Annotated in this window: 20 protein-coding genes and 1 pseudogene; 13 read left to right on the forward strand and 8 right to left on the reverse strand. The window is 65.5% G+C overall.

Annotated features, from left to right (window positions below; genetic code table 11):
* Nucleotides 1-13 precede the first annotated feature (13 nt).
* Together NH14_RS29105 and NH14_RS29110 are read left to right on the forward strand one after the other, a co-directional pair.
* Entirely contained in the window at nt 14-1,096 is a 1,083-nt protein-coding gene (locus tag NH14_RS29105) for a GGDEF domain-containing protein (RefSeq protein WP_035534349.1), read from the forward strand.
* Between the two features lie 25 nt (nt 1,097-1,121).
* The gene (locus tag NH14_RS29110; protein WP_035534351.1) at nt 1,122-1,589 is read left to right on the forward strand and encodes a nucleoside deaminase; all 468 of its coding nucleotides are present in this window, start codon (nt 1,122-1,124) and stop codon (nt 1,587-1,589) included.
* An 89-nt stretch (nt 1,590-1,678) separates the two neighbouring features.
* On the opposite strand, the gene NH14_RS29115 is transcribed toward NH14_RS29110, so the two are convergent.
* The gene (locus tag NH14_RS29115; protein ID WP_035534354.1) at nt 1,679-2,350 is read right to left on the reverse strand and encodes a Vgb family protein; all 672 of its coding nucleotides are present in this window, start codon (nt 2,348-2,350) and stop codon (nt 1,679-1,681) included.
* 30 nt (nt 2,351-2,380) lie between these two features.
* Nucleotides 2,381-3,601 (reverse strand): hypothetical protein, encoded by a 1,221-nt coding sequence (locus tag NH14_RS29120; protein ID WP_035534377.1) that lies wholly within the window; start codon nt 3,599-3,601, stop codon nt 2,381-2,383.
* A gap of 125 nt (nt 3,602-3,726) precedes the next feature.
* Between NH14_RS29120 and NH14_RS29125 the strand changes: the two genes are divergently transcribed.
* Both NH14_RS29125 and NH14_RS29130 read left to right on the forward strand, forming a co-directional pair.
* Nucleotides 3,727-4,491 (forward strand): DUF899 domain-containing protein, encoded by a 765-nt coding sequence (locus tag NH14_RS29125; protein ID WP_035534355.1) that lies wholly within the window; start codon nt 3,727-3,729, stop codon nt 4,489-4,491.
* A 16-nt stretch (nt 4,492-4,507) separates the two neighbouring features.
* Nucleotides 4,508-5,323 carry a DUF2182 domain-containing protein gene (locus tag NH14_RS29130; RefSeq protein WP_052148589.1) on the forward strand — a complete coding sequence of 272 codons (816 nt, stop codon included), beginning with the start codon at nt 4,508-4,510 and terminating at the stop codon, nt 5,321-5,323.
* Between the two features lie 369 nt (nt 5,324-5,692).
* Here the strand turns inward: NH14_RS29130 and NH14_RS29135 are convergent, their stop codons facing one another.
* Entirely contained in the window at nt 5,693-5,917 is a 225-nt protein-coding gene (locus NH14_RS29135; protein WP_237179803.1) for a hypothetical protein, read from the reverse strand.
* A 298-nt stretch (nt 5,918-6,215) separates the two neighbouring features.
* Here NH14_RS29135 and NH14_RS29140 point away from each other — a divergent pair, with 298 nt between their 5' ends.
* The 5 genes from NH14_RS29140 (at nt 6,216) to NH14_RS34060 (ending at nt 11,964) form a co-directional block, all read left to right on the forward strand.
* The gene (locus tag NH14_RS29140) at nt 6,216-6,959 is read left to right on the forward strand and encodes a YceH family protein (protein ID WP_035534357.1); all 744 of its coding nucleotides are present in this window, start codon (nt 6,216-6,218) and stop codon (nt 6,957-6,959) included.
* 109 nt (nt 6,960-7,068) lie between these two features.
* Nucleotides 7,069-8,796 carry an IlvD/Edd family dehydratase gene (locus NH14_RS29145; RefSeq protein WP_035534359.1) on the forward strand — a complete coding sequence of 576 codons (1,728 nt, stop codon included), beginning with the start codon at nt 7,069-7,071 and terminating at the stop codon, nt 8,794-8,796.
* A 163-nt stretch (nt 8,797-8,959) separates the two neighbouring features.
* Nucleotides 8,960-10,471: a CoA-acylating methylmalonate-semialdehyde dehydrogenase gene (locus tag NH14_RS29150; protein WP_035534360.1), complete on the forward strand. Its 1,512-nt coding sequence runs from the start codon at nt 8,960-8,962 to the stop codon at nt 10,469-10,471.
* A 70-nt stretch (nt 10,472-10,541) separates the two neighbouring features.
* Nucleotides 10,542-11,519, forward strand: coding sequence for a tetratricopeptide repeat protein (locus tag NH14_RS29155; protein WP_244143511.1), 978 nt, complete (start codon nt 10,542-10,544; stop codon nt 11,517-11,519).
* Nucleotides 11,491-11,964 carry a glycosyltransferase family 9 protein gene (locus tag NH14_RS34060; protein ID WP_052148591.1) on the forward strand — a complete coding sequence of 158 codons (474 nt, stop codon included), beginning with the start codon at nt 11,491-11,493 and terminating at the stop codon, nt 11,962-11,964. The genes NH14_RS29155 and NH14_RS34060 overlap by 29 nt, the downstream gene beginning before the upstream one ends.
* Here the strand turns inward: NH14_RS34060 and NH14_RS29160 are convergent.
* Nucleotides 11,918-12,871, reverse strand: coding sequence for a helix-turn-helix transcriptional regulator (locus NH14_RS29160; RefSeq protein WP_084226001.1), 954 nt, complete (start codon nt 12,869-12,871; stop codon nt 11,918-11,920). The two genes, NH14_RS34060 and NH14_RS29160, sit on opposite strands and share 47 nt — an antisense overlap.
* Before the next feature lie 159 nt (nt 12,872-13,030).
* Between NH14_RS29160 and NH14_RS29165 the strand changes: the two genes are divergently transcribed.
* On the forward strand, nt 13,031-13,948 hold the full coding sequence (locus NH14_RS29165) for an NmrA family NAD(P)-binding protein (protein WP_035534362.1): 918 nt from the start codon (nt 13,031-13,033) through the stop codon (nt 13,946-13,948).
* 109 nt (nt 13,949-14,057) lie between these two features.
* Here NH14_RS29165 and NH14_RS29170 read toward each other — a convergent pair.
* Nucleotides 14,058-15,230, reverse strand: a pseudogene (locus tag NH14_RS29170) (electron transfer flavoprotein-ubiquinone oxidoreductase); the annotation flags it as partial.
* 7 nt (nt 15,231-15,237) lie between these two features.
* Nucleotides 15,238-16,131, reverse strand: coding sequence for an HpcH/HpaI aldolase/citrate lyase family protein (locus tag NH14_RS29175; protein ID WP_084225924.1), 894 nt, complete (start codon nt 16,129-16,131; stop codon nt 15,238-15,240).
* Between the two features lie 78 nt (nt 16,132-16,209).
* On the opposite strand from NH14_RS29175, the gene NH14_RS29180 reads away from it, so the two are divergent.
* The 3 genes from NH14_RS29180 to NH14_RS29190 are packed head-to-tail and all read left to right on the forward strand — an operon-like array spanning nt 16,210 to nt 18,106.
* Nucleotides 16,210-16,434: a hypothetical protein gene (locus tag NH14_RS29180; RefSeq protein ID WP_035533544.1), complete on the forward strand. Its 225-nt coding sequence runs from the start codon at nt 16,210-16,212 to the stop codon at nt 16,432-16,434.
* A gap of 20 nt (nt 16,435-16,454) precedes the next feature.
* Complete coding sequence (locus NH14_RS29185; RefSeq protein ID WP_035533543.1) at nt 16,455-16,826, forward strand: YciI family protein; 372 nt, start codon at nt 16,455-16,457, stop codon at nt 16,824-16,826.
* A complete protein-coding gene (locus NH14_RS29190) occupies nt 16,823-18,106 on the forward strand; it encodes an RNA polymerase sigma factor (protein WP_035533542.1) in 1,284 nt (427 codons plus the stop codon). Before NH14_RS29185 ends, NH14_RS29190 begins: the two co-directional genes overlap by 4 nt.
* Before the next feature lie 286 nt (nt 18,107-18,392).
* Here the strand turns inward: NH14_RS29190 and NH14_RS29195 are convergent, their stop codons facing one another.
* On the reverse strand, nt 18,393-18,707 hold the full coding sequence (locus NH14_RS29195) for a high-potential iron-sulfur protein (protein ID WP_035533541.1): 315 nt from the start codon (nt 18,705-18,707) through the stop codon (nt 18,393-18,395).
* Between the two features lie 51 nt (nt 18,708-18,758).
* Nucleotides 18,759-18,914, reverse strand: a complete 156-nt coding sequence (locus NH14_RS29200; RefSeq protein WP_162531589.1) for a hypothetical protein — start codon at nt 18,912-18,914, stop codon at nt 18,759-18,761.
* Between the last annotated feature and the right edge of the window lie 255 nt (nt 18,915-19,169).

Consider the following 19,169-nt stretch of genomic DNA (forward strand, 5'->3'; position numbering starts at 1 on the left):
GGGGGAAGGTGGCATGGGCGTGGCGTATTCTCATTCTTGGCCCGGACAGGGTTTTCTGGGCGCATTCCAGCAGAACCCAGAAAAGGAGCAGGCCGTCCTGCGCGTGTCGCTGGGCAGCCTCGTTTTTTTGGCCTATCTGGCCGCAGCCCTGGTTTATCGCACGAGACACATCTATGAAACGGCGGCGCTGGTCGCGCTTTACGTGGCCTACGGCGGCGTCACGTACATTGCCGCCACGGTTGCGCCCGGACGCTCGCCCCAGCGATTGACCCTCACCACGATCGCCGATCAGACGCTCCTGATCGCGCTGCTCGCAGTGGGCGGCCAGGCCGCGCTACCGCTGCTCTGGGTCATGTTCTGGTTTCTGGTCGGCGCGGGCTGCCGTTATGGCCAGCGCATGCTCGGACTCTCGTGCGCGGTCGCCCTGACCGGCATCGCGGGCTTGATGCATTGGCAGCCGTGGTGGCACGCGAACTTCATGGCCGGCCTAGGCGTCGCGCTCAGCCTTGCCGCCGCTTCGATCTATCTGGCGGTGCTGGTGCGCCGGCTCGAAAAGCAGGCCGCAACCGACCCGCTCACGGGGCTGAGCAATCGTGTGCAGCTCGAGCAGGCGATCGGCCGGACCCTCGCCCTGCGCGGGCCCGAAGCGAGCCAGGCCGCGCTGCTGCTCATCGACCTCGATGGTTTCAAGGAAGTCAACGACGCACACGGCCATGCGGTTGGCGACGAACTGCTACGCAGCTTTGCGGCCGCGCTGTCGAGTTGCGTGCGCCGCGGCGACACGCTCGCCCGCCTCGGCGGCGACGAATTCGTGGTGTTGGCGCACCATATCCCCGGCAAGGCCAATGCATTGAGCATTGCCACGCGCATTCACGCGGTCCTGAGCGGCTTGCGCACCGTCGCCGGACATTCTGTGGCCGTTTCCGGCAGCATCGGCGTGTGCATGCTGACACAAGAGGCCGCTGCGTCATCACACGCTCCGCTCACCGCTCGCACGTTGATGCGAGCCGCCGATGGCGCCATGTATCGCGCGAAGTCGCAGGGAAGCGGACAGACGGTGTTCGCCGAGGCCGACGAAATTCACACGGCGGCATGACCGCGCGCACCAAGGAGGGACTGCCATGACCCCAGCAGAGCGCTTTCTACGCGAAGCCATCGAACTCGCGCACGCCAACGCCGAAAAAGGCGGCCGCCCCTTCGGCGCGGTTATCGTGAAAGAGGGCGAGGTTCTCGCGAGCGGCGTGAACGAAATTCTGCGCACGAACGACCCCACCTCGCACGCGGAAATGAACGCGATTCGCGCGGCCAGCCAGAAACTCGGCTCGCCGGATCTCGCGGGCTGCACCGTGTACGCGAGCGGCCATCCGTGCCCGATGTGCCTCGCGGCAATACGCATGGCCGGCGTTGGCGAAGTGCATTTCGCCTATTCCAATGAGGACGCCGCGCCGTATGGCTTGTCGACCGCAGCGGTTTATGCCGATCTGGCCAAACCGTTCGCAGAACAAACGATCAAGATCAGACACGATCCGGTGCGACTGGAGTCGAACCCGGACCTCTATGCGGACTGGAAAAGACGTCAGGAAAAATAGCCCTGCATAAACGCCGTTGGAAACGCCGCTCAGGCATTCGCTCAGGCATTCGCTCAGGCATTCGCTCAGGCATTCGCTCAGGCATTCGCTCAAGCAGCCGCTTCATCGTCCTCAAGTTGGGCCGCATCGCGCCTGGGCCGGCGCACCGCGCGGATTTTGCCGCTGTTGCCGCCGCCGCAGAAGAACTGCTCGCCGCCGTCCGACTCCAGCCCGGAAATCCCTATCCCAAGCGGCATGTCCAGGCGCTCGAGCACCTTGCCCGTGTTCGGGTCGATGTGCCGCAAGTCGCTCTCATCGCCTTCCCAGGTAGCATGCCATAGCTCGCCGTCCACCCACGTCACGCCCGTGACGAAGCGGTTCGCTTCGATCGTCCGCAGGATCTCGCCGGTTTGCGGGTCGATCTGGTGAATCTTGCGCTCGCGGTACTCGCCCACCCAGAGCGTGCCGTCGGCCCATGCGAGCCCCGAATCGCCGCCCTTGCCCGGCGCAGGCAGTGTCGCGAGCACGCGGCCCGTCTGCGGATCGATCTTCTGGATCCGCGCCTCGGCGATCTGATACAGATGCTGGCCGTCGAAGGCCGTGCCCGCGTGCGCCGCCACGTCAAGCGAGCGCAGCGTCTCGCCGCTATGCGGATCGAGGGCCGAGAGCCGCTCGCCCGTCGCGAACCAGACCTGAGCGCCGTCCCACGTGACGCCGTTCACCTTCTCGACGCCGGGAAAAGGGCCGTATTCGCGAATGATGGTGGCATTGGCGCGCTTCATCGTTTTCTCCTGTGGGTTCATGCCCTCATCCTAGTCCCCTGGCAGCGGCGCGGGGAGTAACAAGCTGGTCGCGAATCCGGGCGCGGGCGGCATCGTCCAGCGGCGCGCGCGCCCCTGGCCGAACGCCTGCACCTTGCGCCCCGCCGCCAGCGCGTCGAGCGCGCGCTGCACGGTGCGCTGGCTCGCGCCCAGCGCAAGCGCGAGCGCCGAGCTCGACCACGACTCGCCATCCGCGAGCAAGGCCAGCACGGCAGCGTGCTGCTCCTCGACGGGCCGCGCCAGCACGACCACCTCTCGGGCATGCCTGGGTGCGAGCGCGAAACCTTGCTGGGTGGCGTCGATGTCGGCCACGCCTTTGAGCAAGCCCCGCAGCCGCCCGATCTCGACGCGCAGACGCGCGCGGTGCGTTTCATCCGCGTGTTTCATGCGAAAAGCGCGCGCGATGAGCACGTCGCGCGGCACGTCGCCGGGCCACGCTTCGGCCAAAGCGCGCGCCAGCACGAACAGCACGGGCCGCCGCGCGAGCGGCACCAGCGCCGCGCCCTGGCGCACGACGTAACGGCACGCGTCGACCACCAGCGCCGGCGACGCCAGCAACGCTTCTACTTCTTCGAGCAGCAGCGCACGCGCCTCGCCTTGCGTAACGAGACGCGCAGCGGGCGCTTCGAGCAGTTGCGCCGCGCTCTCGACCTCGGCGAGCAGCGGCGCGATGCGCGCGATCCGTGCCGCCTGTGCGGCGGCGGCCAGCGCCTTGCGCGCCGCCTGGGTCTGGATGCGCCGCATCGCGATGCCTGCTGCGATCAGCGCGTGCGCCGCGCGCAACGCGGGCGGCAACGGCGCGGGATCGATGTCGGCGAGCAGGCTATCTGCGTCGTCGAGCCGGCCGATCAGCAACAGCCGGCGAATCTCCAGATAGCGCGCATGGGCGGCGTTCAGGCGGTCGCCTTGCGCTTCGAGCGTGTGGCGCGCCGCATCGAGCGTAGCCACGGGCCAGCCGAGATCGCGCGAAGCGAGCGCGATTTCCGCTTGCGCGACGACGCAGCGCGCGCGGGCCACCGCCTCCCTCGCGCCGAACGCGCGCGCCGCGCGGCGCAGCAGCGCTTTCGCGCGCCCCAGATCGCCGAGCTGCGCCATGGCGATGCCGCGCAGCGCAAGCGCGGGCGGATCGTCGCGCAACGCGACGCGATTGAGCGCGCCGAGCGGGTCACCGGCGGCGAGCGCGTGCGCCGCCGCCGTGATTAGCGAGTCCATGCTCATCGGAATCCCGACACACTTGTCACTCCCTCCTGTACCAAGGCCGGACCTAATCTACCACGGCATTCAGGCGGTTTTGATCCACTGAGGCGGACCCAGGCAGACCCACACAGGAGGCAACCATGACAACGCACACGACTGCAACGCGCGAGCAATGGCTCGCGGCAAGGCTCGAGCTGCTCGAAGCCGAAAAGGAACTCACCCGGCGCAGCGATGCGCTCGCACGTCAGCGCCAGGCGCTGCCGTGGGTGCGCGTGGACAAGACCTATTCGTTCGAGACCGAACAGGGCCAGGCCACGCTGCCTGACCTTTTCGCGGGGCGCTCGCAACTGCTCGTCTATCACTTCATGTTCGGCCCCGACTACGCGGCGGGCTGCCCGTCATGCTCGGCGCTCGCCGATGGCTTCGCCGGCAGCGTCGCCCATCTCGCGAATCACGACGTAACTCTGATGGCGGTCTCGCGCGCGCCGCTCGCGAAGCTGCTGGCCTACCGGCAGCGCATGGGCTGGACGTTTCCGTGGGCCTCGTCGCGCGGCAACGATTTCAACTTCGACTTCAACGTCTCGTTCACGGCCGAGCAGCAACGCGAAGGCAGCATCGAATACAACTACGTGCGCAGCGGCCACGCGATGGACATGGACCCGCCGCCCGCGCCAGTCGCGCAATTCGCGGCGAGTTGCGGCACCGACGCCGCCAGCTATACGCGCGACCGCCCCGGCATGAGCGCGTTCGTTTTGGAAGACGGCGTGGTCTACCACACGTACTCGACCTACGCGCGCGGCCTCGACGGCTTGTGGAGCATGTACCAGTGGCTCGACCGCGCGCCCGCCGGGCGCAACGAAGCGGGCATCTGGTGGAAGCGGCACGACGAGTACGCCCGTCTCTGAAACCGCGGAGTTGGCCATGAACATCGTCGACATGACGCGCGTGCCCGCAGTGTCCCGCCGCACGGCGTCGAATGGCATGTTGATCGGCGCGGCGGTGCTGCTGTTCGCGGCGAGCGCGGCCGCGACGCTGCGGCGCTACGCGTACATGGCGGCGATGAGCGGCACGCCGATGGCGGGCCGCTGGATGCTTTCGGCCATCTGGACGCCGATGTGCGGGCAAACGTGGTGGCAGGCCGCCGCGTCGTTTGCCTCCATGTGGGCGGTAATGATGCCCGCGATGATGCTGCCCGTGCTCGTGCCGATGGTGCTGCGCGAGCGCGGGATGTGGAGCGACCTGCCTTCTTTTAAATCTGGATTGCTAACTATCTGGATCGGTGCGGGCTACTTCATGTTCTGGATGCTGGCCGGCTTCGCGGTATTCCCGTTGGGCAGCGCACTGGCCGCCATCGCGATACGCGTGCCGGCGCTCGCTCACGCCGCGCCGGCCAGTGCAGGCGCGCTCGTCGTGCTCGCGAGCCTGCTTCAGTTCACGTCATGGAAAGCGTGGCGGCTTGCCTGCTGCAGCGCAGCGCATCGATGCGCATCGGTCACGCCCGCCAGCGCAAGTGCAGCGCTGCGCCGTGGACTACGCCTCGGCCTACAGTGCGGACTCTGCTGCGGCAACTGGATGGCGGTGCTGCTCGTGGCCGGTGTGATGGATCCACGCGCGATGATCGTTATCACCGCGATTATCGCCGCCGAGCGCATCGCGCCGTGTCATGTCCGCGTGGCGCGCATCATCGGACTGGTGGGTGTTATTGCCGGGCTGGCGACGATGGCGCAGGGCCTGTGACCGTGCGATGAACTGCGCGATGAACTCCGCCATGCGGTAGCCCCGCAAAACGCCGCTCGCCCACGGCGGCGCCCCACGCAACCACCCAGCGTGTCGCCATAACGCGCTCGGGGCTGGCATCGGCATCGATCTGAATCAGACGCTTCATCGCCAGGCTCAGGCGATGCATGGCGTAACGCTTGCGCCGCGTCTCGGTCTCGAGGTACGTGATCATCGTCAGACCTTTCCGGTTGCATGACTTGCAAGACAGAAGGTCGAGTAGACCAGAAAGTTTGTTCAGCGGGGGCCGAATTTCAGCGTGGCCGCTGCATCGGTAAATGAAGGCGAGGGAAGGCGAGGGCGAGGAGTCTCGCGGGTCGGCACCTCTTTTTACGAAGTGAGAACGGCGAGCGAACCCTCGCGAAGATCGCCAAGGGCGCGATTGCCATCGCGCCAGGCTTCGGTTTCGTGCATGAACGTGGTCTCGCTGTATGCGATGACCTTGAAACCGCTGCCACCGGCCCTCGGAATGGTGATGCCCCAGTGCCAGCCGCCTTCCTGCTCGAAGACGTGCAGCTTTGGGGATGAGATCAGTGTTGGCATTTCGGACGTCATGTTGGCACGCCCTCCTTTCGGTAACGTTCCACTTGTCGGCGGATTTGATCAGTGTAGGCATCATTTTGCTGCACTGCAATAAGGATTGTTACCGACTATTTGCGCCATGGCACGCTTATCGATACGGGTATTGGGATTCAGGGAAAATCCACCGCCGCACCGCGTTGCAAAATGAAATAAAAATTACACCGTATGCAACGCTAAACCACCCATATGGGGGCCGTCGCGGCGATACGCAAGCGCGATGCGAGCGGGTATGATCGAATCCCGTTAAAAAAACTCCCTGCCGGACCCGCTTATGAACACTCCTGCCGATGCTTCGTCGCCGCGCACGCTGCGTGCGCTCACGCCGCTTGAAGCGCGCATCGTCGGCGTGCTGATCGAGAAGCAGCACACCGTGCCAGACACCTACCCGCTCTCGCTGAATGCGCTCACCTCGGGCTGCAATCAGAAGACCGCGCGCACGCCGGTCATGAACGTGAGCGAAGCCGAGGTGCTGAGCGCCATCGAAGATCTCAAGCTGCTCAGTCTCGTGTTCGAAGGCAGCAGCAGCCGCGTGCCGCGCTTCGAGCACAACCTGAACCGCGTGCTTGGCGTGCCGGCGCAGGCCGTTGCGCTGCTCACGGTGCTCCTGCTGCGCGGCGCGCAAACCGCCGCCGAATTGCGCCTGAATTCCGCACGCCTGCACGGTTTCGCCGATGTGTCGTCGGTCGAGGCCTTTCTGAGCGAACTGGCCGAGCGCGAGCCGCCGCTCGTGGTGAAACTGCCGCGCGCGCCGGGCGAGCGCGAAAGCCGCTGGATGCACCTGCTGTGCGGCGAGGTGAACGTGAGCGCTTACTCGCCGGCCGGCACGCAAGCGGGCGAGCGCGCGATGGGCGGTGCGATGGGTGGTGAATCGGCCGGCGTATCGTTCGACGAATACGAAGCGCTCAAGGCGGAGCAGCAGCGCTTGGCCGACGAAGTCGCAGACCTGCGGATGCTGGTCGAGCGCATGGCTGGGGAATTGGGCGTCTCGATAGAAAAGCGCGTGAGCGAGGAGTAATAACGCCGCGCCTCGTTTCCCATATATGGGAATGCCGGCCCCATTATTGACGCGCGATAACGCCGTTTCTATGATCGTCCGGCAACGGCACAACACGGACAGGCGCGGCATGAACGACACCCCTCCCAAGCCCCTGCGAAGCCAGGCCTGGTTCGGCAAAGCCGGCAAGGACGGCTTCATCCACCGCTCCTGGATGAAGAACCAGGGCATCCCGCACGATGCGTTCGATGGCCGCCCGGTGATCGGCATCTGCAATACGTGGTCGGAACTCACGCCCTGCAACGCGCATTTCCGCGAGCTCGCCGAGTACGTGAAGAAAGGCGTCTACGAGGCCGGCGGCGTGCCGTTCGAATTCCCCGTGATGTCGCTCGGCGAATCGAATTTGCGTCCCACCGCGATGCTGTTTCGCAATCTCGCATCGATGGATGTCGAGGAGTCGATCCGCGGCAACCCGATCGACGGCGTGATTCTGCTCGTCGGCTGCGACAAGACCACGCCGGCCCTGCTGATGGGCGCGGCGTCATGCAATCTGCCCGCGCTCGCCGTCTCGGGCGGTCCGATGCTCAACGGGCGCTTCCGCGGCCGCGAGATCGGCTCGGGCACGGGCGTGTGGCAAATGTCCGAGGAAGTGCGCGCGGGCACCATGACGCAGGCGGAATTTATCGAGGCGGAGTCGTGCATGAACCGCTCGCGCGGCCATTGCATGACCATGGGCACGGCGTCCACGATGGCGTCGATGGTCGAAGCGCTCGGCATGGGGCTGCCGCACAACGCGGCGATTCCCGCCGTCGACGCGCGCCGCCAGGTGCTCGCGCAGCTCGCGGGCCGGCGCATTGTCGAGATGGTGCGCGAGGACCTCACGATGTCGAAGATCCTCACGCGCGAGGCGTTCGAAAACGCCATCCGCACCAATGCCGCGATTGGCGGCTCGACCAACGCGGTCGTGCATCTGATCGCGCTGGCGAAGCGCATTGGCGTGCCGCTCTCGCTCGACGACTGGGAGCTCGGCTCGGACGTGCCCTGTCTCGTGAATCTCCAGCCCTCGGGCCAGCACCTGATGGAAGACTTTTACTACGCGGGCGGTCTGCCCGCGGTGCTGCGGCAACTGGGTGAGCACGGCCTGCTCCATCGCCAGGCGCTCACGGTCAATGGCAGGACGATCTGGCAAAACGTCGAGGACGCGCCGAACTACAACCACGAGGTCATCACGCCGCTCGACCAGCCGTTCAAGCCGCAGGCGGGCATCGCGGTGCTGCGCGGCAACCTCGCGCCCAATGGCGCCGTCATCAAACCCTCGGCGGCGACGCCCGAACTGCTATGTCATCGCGGACGCGCGGTGGTGTTCGAGAACGTCGAGGAGCTGCACGAGAAGATCGACGACGAATCGCTCGATATCGACGAGCATTGCGTCATGGTCCTCAAGGGCGCGGGGCCGAAGGGCTACCCCGGATTCGCCGAGGTCGGCAACATGCCGCTGCCGAAGAAGGTGCTGCAAAAAGGCATCGCCGACATGGTGCGCATCTCGGACGGCCGCATGAGCGGCACCGCGTATGGCGCGGTGGTGCTGCACGTGTCGCCCGAAGCAGCGGCCGGCGGCCCGCTCGCGCTGGTGCGCACGGGCGACATGATCGAGCTCGACGTTGCGGCGCGCCGCCTGCATCTCGACGTATCCGATGAAGAACTCGCGCGCCGCAAGGCCGACTGGAAGGCGCCGCCGCTGCCCGAACGCGGCTACTACCGGCTCTATGTCGAGCATGTGCTGCAGGCCGACCAGGGCGCCGATCTCGACTTCCTCGTGGGCGCGAGCGGTGCGGACGTGCCGCGCGATTCGCACTGAAAGTGCCCGACGGCGCACGCTTCCCTGAGCGAGGTCCCCTGAACAGACCGCGCTAATTGTTCGCCGGCGAAAACAATCAATTCAGCGTGCACGCCTTTGCAGCGCACCCTCGTCTCCGTACACTGGCCTCCATCAACCCACCTGGCAAGGAGAAGGACACAAAATGCAGGCCTATACCGATAGCGCGGACGTAGTCCACTTCATTGGCGGCAAGAGCGAGCGCGGCACGGGCGACCGCAGCCAGCCGGTGTTCAATCCCGCCACGGGCGCGGTGGCGCGCCGTCTGGTGCTGGGCGAAGCGGCCGACGTCGACGCCGCCGTGGCCAGCGCGAAAGCCGCGTTCCCGGCATGGCGCGACACGCCGCCGATTCGCCGCGCGCGCGTCATGCTGCGCTTTCTCGAACTGATGAACCGCCACCGCGACGACCTCGCGGCCATCATCACCGCCGAGCACGGCAAGGTGTTCGCCGACGCGCAGGGCGAAGTCACGCGCGGCATCGAAATCATCGAATTCGCCTGCGGCATTCCGCAACTGCTCAAGGGCGACTACACCGAGCAGGTTTCCACCGGCATGGACAACTGGACCGTGCGCCAGCCGCTGGGCGTGGTGGCCGGCATCACGCCGTTCAACTTCCCGTGCATGGTGCCGTGCTGGATGTTCCCGGTCGCGCTGGCCGCGGGCTGCACGTTCGTGCTCAAGCCGAGCGAGCGCGATCCCTCGGCGTCGCTGCTGATGGCGCGGCTCCTGAAGGAAGCGGGCCTGCCCGACGGCGTGTTCAACGTGGTGCAGGGCGACAAGGTCGCGGTCGACGCGCTGCTCGCGCATCGCGACGTGAAGGCCGTGAGCTTCGTCGGCTCCACGCCGATCGCGAACTATATCTACGAGACCGGTGCGAAGAACGGCAAGCGCGTGCAGGCGCTGGGCGGCGCGAAGAATCACATGGTCGTGATGCCCGACGCCGACATCGACCAGACCGTGGACGCGCTGATCGGCGCGGGCTACGGCTCGGCGGGCGAGCGCTGCATGGCGATTTCGGTGGCGGTGCTGGTGGGCGAAGTGGCCGACAAGATCGTGCCGCGCCTCGCGGAGCGCGCGAAGAACCTCGTCATCAAGAACGGCATGGAAGCCGATGCCGAAATGGGTCCGATCGTCACGCGCCAGGCGCTGGAGCGCATCGAAGGCTATATCGCGAACGGCGTGGAAGAAGGCGCGACGCTCGTGGTGGACGGCCGCGGCCACAAGGTGCCGGGCCACGAGAACGGCTTCTTCACCGGCGGCACGCTGTTCGATCACGTCACGCCCGAAATGCGCATCTACAAGGAAGAAATCTTCGGACCGGTGCTGGCCTGCGTGCGCGTGAAGGACTTCGCCGAAGCGGTGCAACTGATCAACGATCACGAGTTCGGCAACGGCGTGGCCTGCTTCACGCGCGATGGCAACGTGGCGCGCGAATTCGGCCGCCAGATCGAAGTGGGCATGGTGGGCATCAACGTGCCGATTCCGGTGCCGATGGCATGGCACGGCTTCGGCGGCTGGAAGCGCAGCCTGTTCGGCGACATGCATGCCTATGGCGAGGAAGGCGTGCGCTTCTACACGAAGCAGAAGTCGATCATGCAGCGCTGGCCGGAGAGCACTGAGAAGGGTGCGGAGTTCACGATGCCCGTGGCGAAGTAGTTCGGATATCGAAACAGTGTCTTGCGCCGCTGCTCCTGAAAACGGTCAGCGGCGCAGTCGTGCATCGGGAGTGCGAGATGCGTGGGGAAAACGGTTTTTGGGAATTATCCCGTTCAAGGTACGAAAAAAGCATAGGACGATAAGCGATTTCCGGACAGACAAAGGTGAAAGCATGTCGAATGCCGAATCCTGGCTGACGTCTCAGTCGCTTGATCCATCGGGACAATTCGAGGAGGCGTTGGCGCACCCTCACCCAGCCGATCGGCTGGACGCGCTCAACCATCTCGGCTGCTGGCTTTACGGCCGCAGGCAATGGCCGCAAGCGCAGCACGCATTCGAACTGGCGCTGTCGATCAATCCGGACTGGCCGTCGGCGCTCAACCATCTCGGCCTCGTCTTGCGCGCCCAACAGCGCGAGACGGAAGCCGAGGCAACGTTTCGGCGCGCACTGGCCGTCGCGCCCGACTACGTATCGGCCCGCATCAACCTCGCGGTGCTGCTGTGGCACGCGCGGCGCCCCGCCGATGCCGAAGCGGAATATCACCGGATTCTCCACGACCATCCCGACCACCCGCTCGTACAGAACAATCTCGGCCTGCTCCTGCTCGATCTCGGCAGGCCAAAGGACGCGGAAGCGGCGTTCCGGCACGCGCTCGCCATCGACGCGAGCGCGCCGGAAATGCACAACAACCCTGGCAATGCGCTGAATCGGCAAGGGCGCGCGCGCGAAGCCATTGCCGCGTATCGTCAGGCGCTCGCGCTGCGGCCCGATTACTCGACCGCGCGCGGGAACCTCGCGGCTGTTCGAAAGCCTGGAAGGCGCGGACGCGATCTATCCGCTCGACGGCAAAACCATGATTCCAGGCCACGATTACTGGAGCCTGATGCTCAGCTTGCCGATCCATTGCGGCACGACCGTCGAGACAATTCCGGCACGCACGCCCTACCTGCGCGCGCCTGCCAACTTGACGCGTGCGTGGCGGGCACGATTACCCGAGCACGGGTTCAAGGTCGGTCTCGTGTGGTCGGGCGACCCGCGCACCCATGATCGCGGCTCGAATGCGATCGACAAGCGCCGCTCCGTGCAGGCGCAAGCGTTCCTGCCCTTGCTCGAACTCGCGGATGCCGCCAACGTGACATTCGTGAGCCTGCAAAAAGGGCCCGCCTCGCAACCTCAAATCGAAGCCTTGCCACAGCACCTGCGCCCCTTCGACCTCATGCACGACGTGCGCGACTTCGCCGACACGGCCGCCATCATCGAGTGCCTCGACCTGGTCATCAGCGTGGATACATCGGTAGCGCACCTGGCCGGCGCGCTGAACAAACCCGTGTGGATATTCTCGCGCCACGACGGCTGCTGGCGCTGGCTGCGCGAGCGCGACGACACGCCGTGGTATCCGGCCGCGCGCCTGTTTCGTCAGACCGTGCCCGGCAACTGGGCCGATGTCATCGATCGTGTGGGTCGAGCGCTCGTGGATCTGCGCAAACCGTAAGCCGGACGACCGCTTCGCTCACGGCCCCGCTCACGGCCCCGCTCACGGCCTCGCGCATGACTTCGCGCGGGGTTACGCCGAGCACGCGGTTCATCCAGTGCGCGAGGTGGCTCTGATGCGCGAACCCCACATCCAGTGCCACCTGGGTCGCATTGAGGCCGCCCTTCAGCAGCAGCTTCCGCGCGCGCTCCACCCTGCGCCGCACGACGTATTGATGCACCGGCATGCCCAGCGTCCCGCGAAACAGCACCTTGAAATGGGGCACGCTCAGATCGACGAGAGCGGCCAACTCAGTGAGCGTGAGACGCGCATCGAGATGACTCTCGATGTAATCGGTCACGCGCGCGGCAAGATGCGGCGCGAGCACGGCGCGGCGCGCCTGAAGCGGCTCGGCGGCGTCGAGCAGACGCACCGCGAGCGCCGTGCCGATGCTCTCCGCGTAGAGCGGGTCCGAGGCCTCGCCCGCATCGAGCTCGGCGCGCAGCGCCCATGCGAGATGCTGCACGCGCGCGTCGCGTAGCTGGAGGCGCGGCGCAATGGTGGCGGTGTCGGGCCTGCGCACAAGCTGCTCGGCAATCGTGCGCACGAAGGCGTCTTCCAGGCGAATGCTCAGCACGGTGCAATCGGCGGCGTCTGTCCATACGCCGCCGAGTCCTGCGGGAATGACATCGGCATCGCCTTCGGCCTGCATGCGCGCGAGGCGCCGGCCATCGCAGACGCAATTGGCGCGCACCGGCGCGCCGAAATGCACGCCAACACGGTGATACGCCGTGCCCGGAATGCGGTGGCGGCCCGCCGAAATCGCCAGCAGTTGCGCGCCAAAGCCACGCCAGCCCAATGCGCTGCTGCTTTTCAGGGCAACCCGGCCGGCGGCCGGCGCCATCGCGTTTTCCAGCACTGCATTCATGGCATTTCCTTGGCGCGCTATCGGAGCGGCCAGTCTAGTACGGCCTACGCTGCGCGTCTCGAATCAACCATCTAGTTTTGCTCGCCTCCATCCTTTCCTGCGCGTTTCGCTGCACCGCCCCCTTTACGATCGTGACGATCACATTCACGAGGAGTCGTCATGTACGTCATTTTCGGAGCGTCGGGCAACGCCGGATTCGCCACCGCCACGGCCTTGCGCCGCGCGGGCCACGCCGTGCGCGCGGTGCTGCGCGATACGCGTCGGGGTACACAACACAGCGATCGTCTGGCCGCGCTCGGCTGCGAAGTCGTATTCGCGGATCTGGGCGACCGCGCTTCGGTTGCCGAAGCGATTCGCGGCGCGCGCGCGGTGCAAATCCTCTGCCCGGTGCCCATGGCCGATGCGCATCCCGAGGCAACGATGCGCAAGATGATCGACGCAGCCGCCGGGGCGCTGCGCGCGGCCCCGCCCGAGACCGTGCTCGCGCTGTCCGACTACGGCGCCGAACTGGAAGGCAATACCGGCATCACGCGGATTTATCACTATCTCGAGCAGCAGTTGAAGCCCGTGTCTACGCGGCTGATTCTGCTTCGCTCCGCCGAACATATGCAGAACTGGCGACGCACGATTCCCGCCGCGCTGGCTTCGGGTGTGCTGGCGAGCTTTCATCATCCGCTGGACAAGCGCTTTCCCACGGTTGCGGCGCAAGACGTGGGCGTTGCGGCCGCCGAACTGCTGCTCGACCAGGCGCGCGGGCACGGCACGCGCGTCGTGAGCATCGAAGGCCCGAGGCGCATCAGCGCAACGTACGTCGCCAATGTGCTCGCCGAGATCAGCAACCGCGATATCGTCGCGCGTGAACTGCCGCACGACCAGTGGGCGCCCGTGCTGCTGCGCGCTGGGCTCAGCGAACGTCATGTGCAGTTGATCGCGGACCTCTACGACGTGCACAACGCCGGCAAGATCGACGTCGAGTTCGGCATGCCCGAGCGGCGCTTCGGCAAGACGGAATTGGTCGAGGTGTTCGCGCCGATTGTGGCCGGGCTGAGTGACCAGCCGCGCATGGAGCGGGTTTGAGGGGGGAGGTATTTTATGAGGTGCATTTCGTATCCGATCGGGTACGAAGTGCGGTTTACCGCTGCGTCGTTCCCATTTTCGTTCCCGTACGGGAACGAAAACGATAGCGCTACATGTTCGGGTAGTTCGGCCCGCCGCCGCCCTCCGGCGTGACCCACACGATGTTCTGCGTCGGGTCCTTGATGTCGCAGGTCTTGCAGTGCACGCAGTTCTGCGCGTTGATCTGCAGGCGGTCGCTGCCGTCGTCGTTTTTCACGAATTCGTAGACCGCAGCCGGGCAGAAGCGCGCCTCAGGGCCCGCATAGGTGCGCAGGTTCACGTTCACCGGCACGCTCGCATCCTTCAACGTCAAATGCGCGGGCTGATTCTCTTCGTGATTCGTATTGGAAATGAACACCGAAGAAAGGCGGTCGAACGTGAGCTTGCCATCGGGCTTCGGGTACTCGATGGGCTTGCATTGCGACGCCGGCTTGAGCATCTCGTGATCGCGGTGCTGGTGATGCAGCGTCCACGGCACATTGCCACCCAGCAGCTTCTGCTCGACGCCCACCATCAGCGTGCCCAGGTACAGCCCCTTGCTCATCCACTGCTTGAAGTTGCGCGCCTTGTGCAGCTCCGTGTAAAGCCACGACTGCTTGAACGCTTCCGGATAGGCCGCGAGTTCATCGCTTTGACGGCCGGCCTGCACCGCGTCGAACGCCGCTTCCGCTGCCAGCATGCCGGTCTTGATCGCCGCATGGCTGCCCTTGATGCGCGCCGCGTTCAGGAAGCCCGCATCGTCGCCTACGAGTGCGCCGCCCGGGAACACGAGCTTCGGCAGCGACATCAGACCGCCCGCCGTCATCGCGCGTGCGCCGTACGAAACGCGCTTGCCGCCTTCCAGATACTTGCGGATCGCCGGGTGCGTCTTGTAGCGCTGGAATTCCTCGAACGGCGAGAGGTACGGATTCTGGTACGCAAGGCCGACGACGAAACCCACCATCACCTGGTTATTTTCAGTGTGATAGAGGAACGAGCCGCCGTAGGTGTCCTTTTCGAGCGGCCAGCCCGCCGTATGGATCACGAGGCCCGGCTTGTGTTTCGCGGGATCGATCTCCCACAGTTCCTTGATGCCGATGCCGTACACCTGCGGATCCGCGTCCTTGCCGAGCTTGAAATGCTCGTTCAACTGGCGGCCAAGATGACCCCGGCAGCCTTCGCAGAACAGCGTGTACTTGGCATGCAGTTCCATGCCGAGCTGGAAGTTCTCGGTAGGCTCGCCATCCTTGCCGACGCCCATGTTGCGCCTGTCACCTTGTTTTTTCAGCTTGTTGTTTGAGCGATGCCGCCAGCGCAATAATTTGTTGCGCGCGCAACAGAACTGGACGATCGACCATTTTTCCATCGACCGTAATCGCGCCCGCATCGGCCTTGCTTGCCGCTTCGGCCACGCGCGCCGCCCACGCAAGCTCCTGCTCGCTGGGCCGATAGCAGCGGTGCACCGGCTCGATCTGCTGAGGATGAATGCAGAGCTTCGCACCAAAGCCAAGCCGCTTGCCATTGAGCGCATCGCGTTCGATGCGCGCGAGATCGTGAATATCGGGCGTGACCCCGTCGACGGGCGCATCGATGCCGGCCACGCGCGAAATCAGCGCAAGCTGGCTGCGATAGTGATTGAGCGGCTCGCCGTCGTCGGGCATGCCCATTTCGGCGATGAAATCGAGCGTACCGAACATCAGCCGCTTCACGCACTGCGCCTTCGCGATGTCCATCGCGTTCCACATGCCCCGGGCGCTCTCGATCAGCGGATAGACCGGCACGCTGCGGCGCGCGAGCGCGATGACCGAGGCGACGTCCTCCGCACATTCGGCCTTTGGTAGCACAATGCCCGCAACGCCATCGAGCGCGCCGAGCTTCGCGTCCTGCTCGAACCACTGCGTCGCGCGCGCGTTGATGCGCACGAGCACCGGATGGCGGTGCGATACCCAGTTGGCGATGGCCTCGCGCGCCGCGTCCTTCGCGTCGTGTGCGACGGCGTCTTCGAGGTCGACGATAACTGCATCCGCGCCGCTGGAAAGCGCCCGCTCGAAACGCTCCGGACGGCTGCCCGGCACAAACAGATACGACTGCGGCGAGAACGTCGCGCGCCCAGTGTCATCGGCGTTGTAATCGGCATCATGCCCATCGGGTGTCGCAATCCCCATTTTTGTCTTCTCCACGATTCCATATGCGCTACCAGAGCACGCATTACACGTGGGATCGCGGACAACGACAACTATCGTTTGACTCTGACCGTCATAGTTCGCGCCTATTGGTCGGCAGGCGGCAATGTCGGGCAGCGCGGCGAATTTGCGTCCTACAATTTCATCACTCATCCTGCTGGCCGATCCGTTGTCCGCGAATTTTTCGGCGCCGCCTGTCCGCTGGCCTGCGGCTCGCGCGTCATTGAGATGACGGCCCGATATTTCGGCGACTATCGATTTCCCGGCTATCGTTCGGCCGCCTAAACCCCATGACGGAGGCTCATATGCAATATCTATTGCTGATCTATTCGAAGGAAGGCAGCTGGAACCAGATGACCGACAGCGAACGGCAGCAAGGCGTTGCCGCCTATCAGGCGTACACCGAAGCGCTGAAAAAGGCCGACGTGCTGTTGGGCGCCAACCGGTTGCAGCCAACGAGCACAGCCACCACGGTGCGGCTCGTCGACAGCAAGCCGCAGGTGCTCGACGGCCCGTATTCCGACTCGAAGGAGCAGCTCGCGGGCTACTACCTGATCGACGCGCCCAATCTGGACGCGGCCATCGCGTGGGCGTCGCGCTGTCCTGGCGCGGGGCACGGCGTCATGGAGGTGCGCCCGGTCTGGACCGCGCCCTACGACGCGCCCTCGGCTACATGAGTCCATCTCGCGAAGGCGAAGACAGCGACGGCGGTAGCGCCAGGACCGCCGCGCATTCCATTGCCGAGGCGGTCGCGCGCCGCAGCTACGGCAAGCTCGTCGCGCTGCTGGCGATGCGCACGCGCGACGTCGCCGCCGCCGAGGATGCGCTGGCCGAAGCGTTTGCAGCCGCGCTCGCGGACTGGCCCGAGCGCGGCTGCCCCGCGAATCCCGAAGCGTGGCTGATGACGGTCGCACGACGCCGGGCGATCGATGGCGCGCGTCATCACCGCATCGGCGACGAGGTGTCGAGCCAGCTCGCGATCCTCGCCGACGAGATCGACGAGCATGACGCGCATGCCCTGCCCGACCGGCGGCTCGCCCTGCTGTTCGCGTGCACGCACCCCGCGCTGGACGCCGCGATTCGCACGCCGCTGATGCTGCAAGTGGTGCTGGGGCTCGAAGCGAAGACGATTGCGTCCGCGTTCCTGATGTCGCCCGCCGCCATGACCAAGCGCCTCGTGCGCGCGAAGCACAAGATCCGCGAGGCCGGCATTCCGTTCGAGGTGCCCGAGCGCGAAGCACTTCCTGGCCGGCTCGCTGCGGTGCTGGAAGCGGTTTATGCCACGTATGCGCAGGGGTGGACCGACCCGCTTGGCAACGACACCGAACGCCGCGATCTCGCCGACGAGGCGCTATTTCTCGCTCAGCTGCTCGTCGAACTGATGCCCGACGAGCCGGAGACGCTCGGCATGCTCGCGCTGATGTTGTTCGCGCAAGCGCGGCGCGATGCGCGACGCGATGAAGCCGGCGAATACGTGCCGTTATCGGCGCAGGATCCAGCGGCATGGAACGCGCCGATGATCGACGCCGCCAACGCCCTGCTTCGGCGTGCGAGCGCCTTCAACGCAATCGGCCGCTTTCAACTGGAGGCCGCGCTGCAATCGGCGCATGTGCACCGCTGCCAGACGCGTCTGCCGAACTGGGACGAGGTCGTGCAGCTCTACGACGCGCTGCTCGCGCTTGCGGCGTCGCCGGTGGTCGCTGTGAACCGCGCGCTTGCGCTCGCGGAACGGGACGGTCCACAGGCGGCGCTCGACGCGCTCGAACCGTATGCGGACGATCCACGGCTGGCCGACTATCAGCCGTACTGGGCCGCCCGCGCCAATCTGCTCGCGCGGGCGGGCGCGAAAGCTCAGGCGCTCGATGCCTATGATCTTGCAATCGGCCTCGAACAGGATCCGGCCGTGCGCCGCTTCCTGCAGCGCAAGCGGATGGAGATGTTGGTGACGGGAGGCTAGCGCCCTCCGCCTTCGCTTTGGCCCACTGCCGTCGCACGGCGCGCCGCATGCATCAAAGGTGTTGCGCATGGGTGCTCCGCCGCTGTACCTTGAGTTCGTCAAGGGCTACCGCGCAGCGCCGGCCGGATGAGTCGGCGAACGGGCCGAAATCAGATGTACCGCGCTTTGGTGAACGCCCGTCACGTCACTGAAGGCCGACGCATTCGCGGGCGGGAACTTGCGGGCGCGGCATCACGTTCCTCGTCATCCATGTCTCGCGTGCCGGACGAGCCGGCACGAGGCGTGCTCATGCGCGCTTTGCATAGACGTTGCACCAGCCGTCGGCGGAGACGGCCTTGCCCGGGAACATCGGGCATGGCCCTGAGGTCTCGTTGGCCGCGCCGGTGTAGAAGCGGCAGTTCGCACAATTCTGGCCCGACTGATACTTGGGAAAGTGCGCGGCGTCGACCGTGCTGGCCTTGGCGCGATAACCGAGGCCCTTGGCCGCCGGGTCGTTCTCGTCGACGAGCGGCGCACCTGCTTGTGCGCGCTGCGCCACGGCCAGTGCCGCGCACAGGCCAACGGTGTGAATCATGAAAATTCTGCGTGCTTTGGATTCCATAATATTGGCTCTTCAAGAAGTTGAATTGTTGAGGGCAAGCGCAGGCCCGAATCAGTCCTGGGACAATGCGAACGCGTAGAGCGTGCCGCCGCGCGGAACATCCTTCGCGACATCGGTCATCGGGCCGCCCCAGATCGGATTGGCGCCGCCATAACCCCGCACGGCCACATATTCCTTGCCGTCGACCTCGAATATCAGTGTCTCCATATCCGTTTGTGTGACAGTTCGAAAAGCAAGCGGGGCCACTGGATACCCGGAAGGCCTGTGGCCTGGCAGCGCCGCTAGAATGCAAACCTTGTGCCATCACGAGGTAATGCCTGCTGTATAAGGGTTTCGGCCATTTCCCCTACCCCTTTGCCTACGAAGCAATCGACGCAATATTTGTTGCGTTTCGTCACAATGGGTCAACGAACGTGTCACCAAACAGGACAGGAACGATGCGGCCATGGCGCAGCACTTTCC

Origin of the sequence: Paraburkholderia sacchari, assembly GCF_000785435.2 — a bacterium.
In the GTDB taxonomy this organism is placed as follows: domain Bacteria; phylum Pseudomonadota; class Gammaproteobacteria; order Burkholderiales; family Burkholderiaceae; genus Paraburkholderia; species Paraburkholderia sacchari.

Coding starts and splice junctions, on each gene's coding strand:
- NH14_RS29105 (WP_035534349.1), top strand. CDS start 14: ATGGGCGTGGCGTATTCTCATTCTTGGCCCGGACAGGGTTTTCTGGGC.
- NH14_RS29110 (WP_035534351.1), top strand. CDS start 1,122: ATGACCCCAGCAGAGCGCTTTCTACGCGAAGCCATCGAACTCGCGCAC.
- NH14_RS29115 (WP_035534354.1), bottom strand. CDS start 2,350: ATGAAGCGCGCCAATGCCACCATCATTCGCGAATACGGCCCTTTTCCC.
- NH14_RS29120 (WP_035534377.1), bottom strand. CDS start 3,601: ATGGACTCGCTAATCACGGCGGCGGCGCACGCGCTCGCCGCCGGTGAC.
- NH14_RS29125 (WP_035534355.1), top strand. CDS start 3,727: ATGACAACGCACACGACTGCAACGCGCGAGCAATGGCTCGCGGCAAGG.
- NH14_RS29130 (WP_052148589.1), top strand. CDS start 4,508: ATGAACATCGTCGACATGACGCGCGTGCCCGCAGTGTCCCGCCGCACG.
- NH14_RS29135 (WP_237179803.1), bottom strand. CDS start 5,917: ATGACGTCCGAAATGCCAACACTGATCTCATCCCCAAAGCTGCACGTC.
- NH14_RS29140 (WP_035534357.1), top strand. CDS start 6,216: ATGAACACTCCTGCCGATGCTTCGTCGCCGCGCACGCTGCGTGCGCTC.
- NH14_RS29145 (WP_035534359.1), top strand. CDS start 7,069: ATGAACGACACCCCTCCCAAGCCCCTGCGAAGCCAGGCCTGGTTCGGC.
- NH14_RS29150 (WP_035534360.1), top strand. CDS start 8,960: ATGCAGGCCTATACCGATAGCGCGGACGTAGTCCACTTCATTGGCGGC.
- NH14_RS29160 (WP_084226001.1), bottom strand. CDS start 12,871: ATGAATGCAGTGCTGGAAAACGCGATGGCGCCGGCCGCCGGCCGGGTT.
- NH14_RS29165 (WP_035534362.1), top strand. CDS start 13,031: ATGTACGTCATTTTCGGAGCGTCGGGCAACGCCGGATTCGCCACCGCC.
- NH14_RS29175 (WP_084225924.1), bottom strand. CDS start 16,131: ATGGGGATTGCGACACCCGATGGGCATGATGCCGATTACAACGCCGAT.
- NH14_RS29185 (WP_035533543.1), top strand. CDS start 16,455: ATGCAATATCTATTGCTGATCTATTCGAAGGAAGGCAGCTGGAACCAG.
- NH14_RS29190 (WP_035533542.1), top strand. CDS start 16,823: ATGAGTCCATCTCGCGAAGGCGAAGACAGCGACGGCGGTAGCGCCAGG.
- NH14_RS29195 (WP_035533541.1), bottom strand. CDS start 18,707: ATGGAATCCAAAGCACGCAGAATTTTCATGATTCACACCGTTGGCCTG.
- NH14_RS29200 (WP_162531589.1), bottom strand. CDS start 18,914: ATGGAGACACTGATATTCGAGGTCGACGGCAAGGAATATGTGGCCGTG.